6 protein-coding genes are annotated in these 11,939 nt (G+C 62.6%); 1 reads left to right on the top strand and 5 read right to left on the bottom strand.

Annotated elements, in window-relative coordinates:
- Positions 1 to 34: 34 nt before the first annotated feature.
- Complete coding sequence (locus EJA05_RS02825) at positions 35 to 553, bottom strand: Hcp family type VI secretion system effector (RefSeq protein ID WP_125462404.1); 519 nt, start codon at positions 551 to 553, stop codon at positions 35 to 37.
- Positions 554 to 1,059: 506 nt separating this feature from the next.
- On the opposite strand from EJA05_RS02825, the gene EJA05_RS02820 reads away from it, so the two are divergent.
- Positions 1,060 to 2,694 carry a hypothetical protein gene (locus EJA05_RS02820; RefSeq protein WP_125857245.1) on the top strand — a complete coding sequence of 545 codons (1,635 nt, stop codon included), beginning with the start codon at positions 1,060 to 1,062 and terminating at the stop codon, positions 2,692 to 2,694.
- Between the two features lie 635 nt (positions 2,695 to 3,329).
- On the opposite strand, the gene EJA05_RS02815 is transcribed toward EJA05_RS02820, so the two are convergent.
- The 4 genes from EJA05_RS02815 to EJA05_RS02800 form a co-directional block, all read right to left on the bottom strand.
- Positions 3,330 to 3,572 (bottom strand): hypothetical protein, encoded by a 243-nt coding sequence (locus EJA05_RS02815; RefSeq protein ID WP_125857244.1) that lies wholly within the window; start codon positions 3,570 to 3,572, stop codon positions 3,330 to 3,332.
- Positions 3,573 to 3,858: 286 nt separating this feature from the next.
- Positions 3,859 to 4,047, bottom strand: coding sequence for a hypothetical protein (locus EJA05_RS02810; protein ID WP_125462402.1), 189 nt, complete (start codon positions 4,045 to 4,047; stop codon positions 3,859 to 3,861).
- Positions 4,048 to 4,167: 120 nt separating this feature from the next.
- Positions 4,168 to 8,934, bottom strand: a complete 4,767-nt coding sequence (locus EJA05_RS02805) for an RHS repeat-associated core domain-containing protein (RefSeq protein ID WP_223811880.1) — start codon at positions 8,932 to 8,934, stop codon at positions 4,168 to 4,170.
- Positions 8,931 to 11,906 carry a type VI secretion system Vgr family protein gene (locus tag EJA05_RS02800; protein WP_125857243.1) on the bottom strand — a complete coding sequence of 992 codons (2,976 nt, stop codon included), beginning with the start codon at positions 11,904 to 11,906 and terminating at the stop codon, positions 8,931 to 8,933. Before EJA05_RS02800 ends, EJA05_RS02805 begins: the two co-directional genes overlap by 4 nt.
- Between the last annotated feature and the right edge of the window lie 33 nt (positions 11,907 to 11,939).

The raw sequence follows: 11,939 nt of genomic DNA, 5'->3' as shown, positions 1-11,939 counted from the left end.
GCGCAAGCGCGGCGGGCTACGGTGGGGTCCAGGCTTAGCCTGCGACCGGCGCGCGCCAGTCGTCGGAACCGGAAGTACCGGACACTTCGTGGGTCCAGGTGATCTTGCGGTAGGTGAAGTGCACGTCTTCCAGGTGGGTGAAGTGAGCGTTGCTCGGGTCCTGGCAGTTGTGCATGTAGTCCTTGATGTCGACGATGATCGCGTCTTCCAGGACGGTGGTGTAGTAGTGCTCCTGAGTGCCCTGGGCCGAGGTGCGGTACCACTTGATCTCGATCTTGGTCATGCGCTCGCCCGAGGTCAGGGCAGCCAGCAGCAGCGGCGAAGCCTTGTCGAAGACCTTGGTGATTTTCACTGGTTTGTGCACGCGCTGGCCGGTCGGCTGGCCGGATTGCGGGTCACGCGGGATGATCACTTCGTGCTCGAAGCCCTGGACCATCACCTGGTCTTCGTGGCCTTCCTGGTAGGTGTTGCCCACCGAGTCGGCGGTGAATGCGCCAGCGGTGATCAGGCCTTGTTTTTCGCCAGTGACGGACATGTAGGCTGGTGTTGCCATGGTGCTCTCCTTGCGTAAGAAAAAAGTCGCGCAGACGGCAGGAAATTGCCGAGCGGGAGCAGCTTTCGATACAAGAGCTGTGCCAATTGAAAAATAATCAATAAATTCAATTAGTTATTTAGCAAAGCCATCCATTCGAGTGCCTACTTGAGCGATGAGCATTCAAAAGTTGCGCAACTTCTTGCGCAGTGCTGGCAAAAAGTTGCGCATATGGCTGCAGGCCATACACAGCAATGCCCACAGCGCTTATCCACAGACTTATCCACATTGAAGTGCGCAACTTCTTGCGCACTTGAGCAAAAAGTCAGCGACCAGATCTTCCCATGGTTTACAGGCCATCCTGCGCATGGCTCAGGGCTGCCCCCGCGCCGCTAACATCAACGTGCTACTATCGCGCCGCATTCAATGGACGCTCCACCGATTCGACAAGGAAAGCCGCGCGTGAACACCCCAGAGCCCACTTCGCCCAGCCCTGCCCTTTTCCTTTGCCAAGCAGGCAGTGCCTGATGATCGGCGCCTTGTTGCTACGTTCCGCCCATGGCCAGGAACACACACCCTGGCAACGCCTGGCCCGCGCCTTGTGGGGTGGCGACCTGCCGCTGACCCGCGCCCAGGAATGCTGCTTTGCGCGGCTGATGCTGGTACCGACCGTGATCTACCTGGTGCTCGCGCTGGGCTACCTCGCGCAACTGACCGATCTGGTCGGCAGCCTCGTGCCACATTCCCTGCTGCAAAATTTCGCCCGCCAGGGCCAATGGCTGGGCGCCGCCGCCCTGGCCCTGCTGGTACTCAGTTGCCTGCTGCGCAAGAGCATGCGCCAGGGTTGGCCGTTCGGGCGCACGGTACTCTGGGCCTTGATCACCTGCGGCAGCTGCCTGTACCTCGGCTATCACGCCCAGCGCCTGCTGGTGGACAGCCTGGTCGAACAGGCCAGCCCCGAGCAGCAGGCCCAGGCCGCCTTCGGCATCCCGTTGCTCAACCTCATGCTGCACCACGACCTGCGTCTGGATGGCCAGGCCGCAACAGCCGAGCAACTGCGCAGCCCGCAAGGCAAACTGCAACTGGCCGAACTGGCCCTGCGCCTGCCGCACATCACCGCGCTGAAGGCCACAGAAGGCCTGACCCCGCAGGCCTTGTTCGAACAACTCGCCGACCAGCAGCGCGGCGGCCTGCAGCGCAACTATGAGCGCTACCGCCAGGCCACGGGGCGGCAGGAAGACAACTACCGCCAATACCGTCGCGCCAGCCTTTACTACGCGGGGGCCACCAGCCGCCTGGCCATCCTCCAGCGCCAGGGCCAGGCCTGGACCGACTACCTGCGCCTGCTCAGCAGCCGCGGGCGCAACCTCAACCCCTGGACCCTGCCCAGCAGCGAATGGCAAGACGTGCGCCATGTCCTGCGCGAGCAGATGAACGTACCGGTCAACGACCTCTGGCGGCCCGACGACCGCCCCGGTTTCAACCGCGCCGTGGCCAGCCAGGTGCGACGTGACGCACGCAACCACTACGCAACACTGCTGCAGCAGCGGATCAATGCCGGCTGGATCGAACCCGGCCTCAAGCGCCCGGCGTTCCTGGCGGTGGATGCCATCCAGGGGCAGTGGCGCCAGGACTTGGCGCTGCCGCCGAGCCTCACCCTGTATGCCTACCTGACCGAGGAGTATTACGTGCGCTCGGTCTACCTGCCCACGCTGCAGCACGACGCCCGTGAACTGATGAAGCAGCGCGTCGCCTCGGCGAGCGATCTTTCGACCCTGGGCCGCGACAGCTACCGCGATCTGATCACTCCCGGCGTGGCTGCCCTGCTAATCCTCTGTGGGCTGGCCGTGCATGGGTTCCGTGCGCTGTCCTACCTGCTGCGCCTGGTGAAGGCACAACCGCTTGGCCTGTACCTGAAACTGCTAGGGGTTTACGCGCTGCTGCTGGCCAGCGTGTCGCTGATTGCCGGCAAGCCGAAGGTGTCGGCGGGCGACCTGCCGCAGCAGGGCGAGGAAGCCCTCGGCCTGACCCTTGCCCTGGCCAGTGCGGCGATTGACTGGGCCGCACCTCAACAGGACAGGCTGTATGCCCTGGGGACCAGCATTCGTCAGGACCTGTTGCAAGGGTATGGATTTGGCGTTCCCGGGACGCAGCAGGATTGACGGGCGCGTTCTGTGCCGGGGGAGCTTTTATCTAGGCTCTGTACGAAAGATTTTGTGGGAGCGGCGGTGCGCCGATGCGACTTGCCCCGCGATCTGCCGCAACGCGGCAGCAAAGCCTGAATTTGCGGCATCTTTGACACTATTTGATATCGGGTAAAGGAGCGCTTCGCAATCCAAAAAACCCAGCAATTCTACAGATTTGACCATCTACCGTTCAGCTTGAAGACACACCCCTCAGAGAGCCCCCAGTAATAAAGCCAAAATGAAAAAAGCAAAATCAGCGTATTCCCATAAATCCCAATAAGCACTACCCAAAATAGCATTTTATGCTCACGCGCAAACGCACGCCGATACACCTCAAGCAACCCGCCCACCGTATTAAAATCAACCCCCTCCCTTTTCGCATAAACAGCCATATATACGATAGTCAGAAAAAGCACAAGCATGCAAAGCGCGAACAATAATTTCCTCGCAACATCAATTCCATCACACATACACAAACCTCAATAAATCATATTCAACCCAGTATTCAGGCACTGTATGAGGTAGCGCGGATTGACAGCGAAGCCCCTGATTTTTTCGTACACACACTGATCATTTGGCACACCCCTAGCCTCGCAACACACACCTAAACATCAACCTATACTGACTTTGACATGGATATCACACCCCTTGGATTGCGCATAAAAAATCAACACAGCCAAACCAATACCAATAATCGCACCGCCGTACATAGAAAAAATATACAGACCGGACAACACTTTATCTTTAAACTTAAAAACATGACCAAACAACTCAAGCATCCCAGGGAATGTATTAATATTTATCCCGTTTCTCTTTGAGTAAAAATGCCCGTAGAGCACCGTGACAACCAACATAATTGCCACCCCCAATACACAATCTCAATCAACAGCTCCAACCATACACACACAATAAACTCTCACTCAACTACAGAAAAATAGTTACATAAGGGTCGAAAAGTATGGAGCCTCGAGTTCAGCCCCAATACAGTGGCCTACACCGATATCGATATCAGGGCATGCTGAATTCGGGACAGTCCTGATATCGAAAAGCACTAACCTCACTGCTCCCCTGGCGCTACCGACAATGGCCTTTTGTACGGATGGCGTCCGAAGACGCCATCGCTGTACTCGCCGTATCTGGCTACCTTATGGACCGATCATTGATATGAAAATCACACCCCTGCGCCTCACCCCAGAGGGTCAAGCCCATAAGCCCAAACACCATCAAAGCTCCGCCGTACATGCTGAACAGCACCAGGATCGACAACAGCTTATTCTCGAATTTGAACACCCTCCGATACATCTCAAGCATGCCTTCGAAGGTGTTCATATTCACACCCACTTTCTTGCAATATGCGTTCGCGCAAATGATCGAAGTGAAAACCAACCCAGCACAGACCACAAATATGGCAATTCTCACGAACTGAACAATCTCACACATACATCACCTTTAGAAAGCGGTGCCTGAGACAGCAGGCGTAACAGGCACATCAATTTCCGGCCCAATACCTGGCCCCACTCCGATATACACCTCAGGCCACGTAGATGTTTGGCTTATATCCACGCTGAATATACCTAAACTGAACCCTACACCGGCAGCGGCGCGAAGTGACTTGGCGTCCGGATCAGCAAACTTCAAACCACAAGTTGCAGTAGCCCGTGCCGCCACTGCGATCATCGGCACTCCAACTTCAACACTCCTTCCCGATACCTCATTGAATTTCCCTGCAACAGAAACGCCCGAACCAGCCGCAAGGGTCCCTGTTATCCGACATTCACCTGTCGCAATCGGCTTGGGCGGTGGTGGTGACATTGCTCTGGAAATGGCCTCCGGCGACTCACCATTCTTCATCATGTGCATGCCCAACGAAGCACGTTCCTGCACGCCCGGCATGTTGGCAAACGGTACATCCCACAAGCCCAACGGGTCCGCACGCATAACAGGCGCGTTACTCACGTAGCTGTAGACGTTCAGCCCACCCTGCATCCCAATCGGGTCCCTGGACACATACCGCGCCATTTTCGGCTCGTAATACCGATAGCGGTTGTAGTGCAGCGCCGTTTCCGGGTCTTGGTATTGCCCCTGGAAGCGAATCGGATTGCTCACCCCCTGCAATCTGGCTTGCTCCGTTCGCTCCTCGCGTATTTCGCCCCATGCGGTGTAATGCGCACTCCAGACCACGTCCCCCTGCTCATCGGTGAGCTCTTGCGGCGTGCCCAGATGGTCACAGTGGTACCAGGCCATGGCATCGAAGGCCTGCGGTTTGACCTCGGTGTGCCACAGCGGATCACGGTCGAAGTCGTACTCGCGCCCCGCCCAGTCCGGCTGTTTGAACAGGCGTACCGGGCGGTTGTGCAGGGCCTGGGCGACCGGCACGAAGCTGCCGGGCTCGTACAGGTAGTGCACGGTGCGGCCGGTATCGCCCTCATCCAGCGGCGGCGAGCTTTCCCAGGCCAGGGTTTCGCCGTCCCAGCCATACAGGGTGAAGCCGCAGTGCAGTTCACGCTGGCGCCTGGCCCGTTCCAGCTGGTTCCAGCCGGTGCCGGCCTCGGGCTTGTCCCAGTAATGGGCGAGCGAATGCTTGTGCAGGCGACGACCCAGGGCGTCATAGCTGTATTCGACCTTGAGCCTGTCGTCGTTGTAACGCACCAGCCGGTTGAACAGGTCCCAGGTGAAGTGCGCCTGCGCACCGTCTTGCAGGCGATGGCTCAGGTTGCCGCGCTCGTCGTAACGGTACTGGCTGCCGGCATAGGTGCGCAGCAGGTTGTCCATCACCTTGTTGCGCCGGGCGTCTTCTTCCAGGGGGCGGTTGAGCTGCTGGGTTTCGTCCAGCAGGTTGCCCGCCGGGTCGAAGGCGAAGGTTTCGGCGCCCAGGCGGCTGTTGGCCTGCAACAAGCGCCCCAGGGGGTCGTACTGATACGCCAGCTGGCCACGGCGGCTGTCGTGGATATCGGTCAACTGCCCCACCGTGTCGTATTCATACTGGCGCTTGAGCAGGGCAGTCTTGCCGTCATGGCTGCCGAGCCATTGCTCCTCAGGGAGCCCTGTCTTGCCCCAGCGCTGCATCTGCATGAGCTTGTTGCCCTGGTGGCGCACGACTTCGCGGTGAAGGTCATCGCGCTCGTAGGCGAGCATCTCGTGCTGATCGAGGGTCATGCCCAGCAGGTGGCCGCTGCCGTAGGTCAGCCAGCTGACCTTGTGCCCGTCGGGGCGGATTGTGGCGGTGCGGCGGTTCAGCGCATCGTACTCATGACGCCATACCGCCACCATCGGGTCGCCGGTCATCAGGTAGTGCTGATGTTCGCGGGTCAGGTTGCCGGCGTCATCGTAGAACCACTGCAGTTTGCTGACGGCATTGAGCGCCTGGATCAACTTGCCGTTGCCATCGTAGGCGAAGGTTTCGCTCTGCTGCTGATCGCCCTGGCTTGCGCAGCGCTCGACCAGGCGCCCCATGGCATCGAAGCGCAGGTCGATGCGGCGCTGGCCGACCTGGGTGCTCGCCAGCCGACCGCTGCTCGGGTCGTACTGGTAGCGGGTGGTCAGGCCATCGAAGCCGGTCTCTTCCAGGCGGCGCCCGGCCAGGTCGTAAACGAAGCTGGCGCGGCTCTCGTTCTGGTTCTCCAGGCTGAGCAACCGGCCGAGCTTGTCCCAGCGGTAGCGCAGCTTGTGCTCCAGCGCATCGACACGCTCGGCGAGCATTCCGGCGCGGGTGTAGCTCCAGGTGGTACAGCGGTCCAGCGCATCGACATGGGCCAGCAACCGGCCTTCGGCATCGCGTTCGAAACGCTCCTCGGTCATGTCCGCATGGGTGACCTTGCTCAACTGCCCCGCCTTGTAGGCGTACTGGATGCTCTCGCCCAGCGCATTACTGGCCTGCACCAGGCGCCCCAGTTCGTCGTACTCCCATTTACTGGTCTTTCCGGAACAGTCGGTGTACTCGAGCAGTTGCCCGGCGTCGTTATACGCCATCTTCTTTTCGTTGCCGTTGGCGTCCTTGATCGCCTTCAACAGTCCCGTCGAGGTGTAGGCAAATTCGGTCTTGTTGCCCAGCGGGTCGACCGTTTCGACCAGGTTGCCGACATCGTCGTAGTCGCGCAGCCACAGGCCGCCTTCGGCATCGCTGATCTTGATCAGCTGGTCCTTGTCGTCGTAGGCGTAGTGCACGACGGTATGGTCGGCGCGGATGTGCTGCAGGCGGTTGCTGCGTTCATCGTAGGTGTAGCGATCCTGGCTGCCGTCGGCGTGCAGGTGGCGGATCACGTTCTTGCGGGCGTCGCGGAACAGCCACTCCGAGCGCTCGTCAGCGTGCTGGATGCGGTAGGTGTAACCGTCGGCGTCGTAGTAGTGGCGGGTCTGGCCGCCGTGGGCGTCGGTCACGGTGGTCAGGCGGATGTGCTCATCCCACGCCAGGCGGGTTTCGAAGCTGCCATCGTCGGCCCATTCGCGGATCGCCCGGGCGTGCGGGCCGCTGCCGTCCCATTCCAGGTTCAGGCCGCGCTCGGTGCGGTCGGTGTAGCGGGTGATCAGGTGGTGCTGGTACTGGTAGCGCCAGGCGGCGCCGTGTTCGTCCTGGGCGGCGATCAGGTCGCCCTGGTCGTCGTAGTGGTAGGCGCACAGCTGGCGCAGCGGCTTGCCGTCGACCACTTGCCACAGGCCCTGGATATGGCCGTGGTCATCGAGCAGCGTGCCCAGTTGCAGGTGCACCTTGGTCGGGTCGTTGTCGGCGTAGGTGTTGATGTCCGACAGCACCGGGCAGCCGTTGTGGCTGTGCTCGTAGTGCAGCATCGCGCCGACGCCGTTGCGCATGACGATATGCACCAGGTGAAAACGCTCGCCGACGCGCTCGTAGGTCTCGTGGCGTTCCTGCCCGCGCGAGAGGATGAGCTGGGTGTCGGTGGTGCGGGTCAGGCCACGGTACTCGACCGCGTCGTAATGGGTTTTGCCGACCTTGGGCAGCGGGTAGGCGTGGCTGCGGCCGTCGATATCGTGCAGCAGCAGGCCATCGTCCTGCACATCGATGCAGGTGGTGAAGGCGGTGATCCAGCGGGCGCCGAGGCTGCCGCTGTCGAGGGCGGCCAGGCGCGAGTGGTAGGTGCGGGTCCAGCTGATCGGGAACGGGCCGGGCAGGCTGAAGTCGGTGTGCTGCAGGGTCTCGCTGCCCAGGGCGAAGTTGATGCTGTTGCAGGTGTTGGCCGGGGCGCCGTTCTTGCACTGATTGGGGGCCTGGGACGCGGGCATCTGCTCCTTTTGCGTCTCGACTTTGCCTTCGGCCAGCTGGTGGCGGGCCTTGCTGGTGCCGCCCGCCTTGACGTTGGCCACCACCTGTTGCGGGTTGCGTTGGCGCCACTGCTTGACGCTGCTGGCCAGGGTCAGGCGCAGGGCCTCGATGGAGCCGGGGCTGCCGGCGTCACCCAGCTTGAGGATCTCGCCGCGCACCAGCGGGGCCAGCAGGCGCAGGCGGGCGCTGTGGGCCAGCAGTTCGGTCTTGCCGGCGGCGCTGAGCGCGGGGCTGACGTCGGCGCTGGTCATGCCCTTGCCGGCGCTCTTGTAGGCGTTGAAGGCAGCGGCCAGGTAGTTGCCGATGCTGGCTTGCGGGTCATGCAGCAGCAGGCTGCCCCCGCCACCGGCCGCCACGCTGGCGGGAGCCGGGCCAGCGGCCAGGGTAGCCAGGCCGCCGGCGATGTCGAGGATCAACTGCTCGCCGAGGGTGGCAGCCTCGGCCAGTGCGGCCTTGAGATTGCCTGCGGCCTGGCCGACGAAGTCGTCGATGCTGCCGACGATATCGGCGTTGAGGTGGCCGACCATCAGCTCGATCAGCGCATCGCCCAACACCTGCTTGCCCTCCTGGCGCACGATGAACAGCATCGGGCGCAGGGCCATGCGGGCCGCCGCAGCGCTGGCGGGGGAAGTGACCAGGCCGATCAGGTTGATGCCGTAGGTGGCGCAGTCGATCGGGTCGGGCACCTTGTTGCGGCTGAGGATGGCGATATCGCCCAAGGCATCCACCAGGGCGATGATGTTGCCCGCCACGGCCACGTTGCCGGCCACGCCCTTGAGGCGTTCGAGGGTGACGAAGCTGGCGCTGGTGTTACGCAGCCAGGTATCGAACACCACTGCGCCACGGCCAACGTCCTCGATCTGCACCTCGGCCAGTGGGGTGATCGCGACCTGAGGGGCACGGGCGTTTTCGTTTGTTGCGGCATTCTGTGCAGTCATGAGATCAGCTCGCCTGGCATCAGGTCAGTCAGGGTGTTCAGGCTCGGCGCCTTGAAGTCGGGGAGTTTGGGCAGGGTCGGCAGCTTGGGCAGGCTGGCCATGGCGCCCTGGACGGCGGCACCGGCCTTGCCGGCGGCGCCCAGCGCGCCAGAAGCGGCCGGCAGCGCCGAGCTGGCGGCAGAGGCCAGTTGCGGCAAGCCAGCCACGCCGCCCTTGAGCGCGGCTTGCACCTGCTGCGCGCTTTGCAGGGTGTTCTGCCCGGTCTTGAGCAGGCCCATGCCGGTCTTCGCCGCACTCATGCCACTGCTGGCCAGTTGCTTGGCCTTGTCCAGCATGCCGCCGCTGCCGTCGGGGGCGAGCTTGGCGTACATCGATTCGAGCAGCGACGGCGTGCCCTCTTCGGCCACGGGCAGCTTCGGCCAGGGCAGCCCCTTGGCAAAGCTGCCGAGGCTCCAGGTATCGGCCGTGTCGAGGCCGAACTTGGCCATGGCCGGCCCCGGCGCCGCGCCGGAGACGGTATTGAACCCCTGCCCGTCCAGCGCGCCCTTGAGCACTGTGCCCAGGGCATCGGTGACTTCGTAGTCGCCGGCCTTGATGCCTTTGGTGTTGGCGTACAGGTTGAACAGCTCCAGCGCGCCCTTGCCCGGCTTGGGCGGTTCGGGGAAGGTGCCGGCCATGCTCGCCCCGCCGATATGGGCGAACTGCGCGGCGTGGGCGGTGTAGTTGGCGCTGGTGACGTGGGTGATGCCGCCGGCGTTGTAGGTCGTGCCGCTGCCGCCGCCTTGTACCACCAGCTCGGTCTTGGCCTTGAGGGTGATGCGATCGGCATTGGCGGTGATGTCGAGCTTGGCCAACAGGTTGATGTTGTCCTTCAGCGCACGGAAGTCGATGTCGCCGGAGGCTGCCACCAGGCGCAGGCCGAGACTCTGCACGAACAGGCGCATGCCTTGGCTGGCACTGGCCAGCAGACGCTTGCCGATGGCCATGCTGGTGTGGCCAGTGCTGCTCAGGGCCAGGTGGCTGCCGCTGGTGAGGTGGTTTGGGCCGGGGGTGGTCAGGGCAATGCCGGCAGGGCTCGACACCACCAGGTGCGGTTGGGTGAATTCGGCGAACTCGTTTTTGCTCAGGTCGCCCGGGCCGCTGCCGAGGATGCCCTGGTGCTGCTTGTGCAGGTCCTTGGCCACGGTGTCCTGGTCGCCGGGCTCCTGGGCCTGCATTTGCTTGGCCAGTTCCGCCAGGCTGTCCTGCTGGTCACTGGCGGTGGCCAGGCGTTCGGCGGTTTCGGGCAGGTCCTTGTGGTGCTTGGCTTCGTTGGCGCGAGGTTCGGTGGTGAGCAGCAGGCCGCCAGCAGCGCGGATGGCGCCGTGGCGGTCGGTGCGCAGTTCGAAACCTTCACCACGCGGGGCGCCGCCGGAGGGGCGCGGGTGGGTGAGGTAACCGAGGTTCAGCGCACTGGCGCCGTGGTCGCTGCGCAGGGCGATGCTGATTTCGCTGGTGGTGTCGTCGATGCGCAGTTCGTTGCCGCGGCTACCCTTGTATTCCTTGCTCTTGATGGTGGCCAGGGTCTTGAGGTCGGGCAGCTTGTAGTGCGGCATGTTCACGCCGTGGTACAGGCAGCCGGTCACCAGCGGCTGGTCGGGGTCGCCTTCGAGGAAGCTGACCAATACCTCCATGCCGATGCGCGGTAGTTGCAGGCCAGCGATGCCCTGCCCGGCCCAGCTCGAAGCCACGCGCATCCACACGCTGGACTTGTCGTCGGCCTGGCCTTCGCGGTCCCAGAAGAACTGCACCTTGATGCGGCCGAACTCGTCGCAGTATATCTCTTCACCAGCCGGCCCGCTGACCACGGCGCGCTGATCACCCAGCACCTTGGGTTTCGGGTGTTTCAGCGGCGGACGGTACGGCTGCTGCCACGGGGTAACCACGAAGAAGTTGCGGTAGCCCTGCTGGAAGCCATCGTACTTGGCGTCGACGTCGCTGGTGATGGCCTCTTCCAGTACCTGCGGCTGGCGCCCCTGGTGGTGCACGTCAGTGAGCAGCCACAGGTCGTTCCACTGGGCGTTGGGGTGGCTGCCCAGGGTGAGGAAGTGCCCGCTGGCGAGCAGCGGCTGGTCGCTGTCGCCGCTGGCCTGCTGGTAGTCGCTGCGGTGGCGTTCCAGAGCGCGGGTGGCCAGGTGCTTGCCGCGTGGTCGGTCGAGGAAGCGGCCGGGGTAGTCGTAGTCTTCCAGGGCCGGTTCGTCGAGGCTGTCGGCGGCGCCTTCGAGCTGGATCAGCGGCTTCTTGAAGTCGTAATCGCGACGGGTGACGCTGCTGGTGCGGGTTTCCAGGCGCAGGGCGAAGCGCTTGATCATCGGCGTGTCGGCGACCAGGCCGGAGTCGTGCTGGAACTGCACCGGCGCCAGCTTGGGGAACACCGTCTGGTCGTCGCCGAACACCAGTTGGTGGCCGTCGGCGCTGTGGCGGAAGTGGTAGTGAATCCCCTCCTCTTCGCACAGGCGCTGGATGAATTGCAGGTTGGACTCGTCGTACTGCACGCAGTACTCACGGTCCGGATACACGGCACCGAGCTGGAACTGATAGGCGTTGGCGAGAATGCCGTGCTCTTCCAGCACCTGGGCAATGATCTTCGGCACGGTCATGTGCTGGAACATGCGCTGGTTGATGCGGTGGGCCAGGTACGCCAGCTGCGGGCGCAGGGTCACCTGGTAGCGGGTCAGGCGCTTGCCCGCTTCGCCTTGCGCGGCGCGGTAGATCAGGCCGTGCAGGCCACGGCCGTCGTCGCCGAGCTGAAGGAACGCGGGCTTGTGCAGCAGGTTCTCCAGGTCCAGCGAAGGGCGCTCGCTGACCAGCTCCAGGTCGATGGCGTAGGGCTGGCTGATGGCTTCGTTGCCATCGAAGGCAAGCACTTGGAAGTCATGCTCCAACCCGTCGATGTGCAGGCTGAAATGGGTCTGGTTCGCGGCGGCAAACATCCTTGTCCCTCTATGTGCGTGAATTCGTGTTAA

It is taken from the genome of Pseudomonas oryziphila (assembly GCF_003940825.1).
Lineage (GTDB): Bacteria > Pseudomonadota > Gammaproteobacteria > Pseudomonadales > Pseudomonadaceae > Aquipseudomonas > Aquipseudomonas sichuanensis.
Note: the sequence above shows the minus strand (reverse complement) of the source record. Positions and strands in the feature narration are given on the sequence as shown.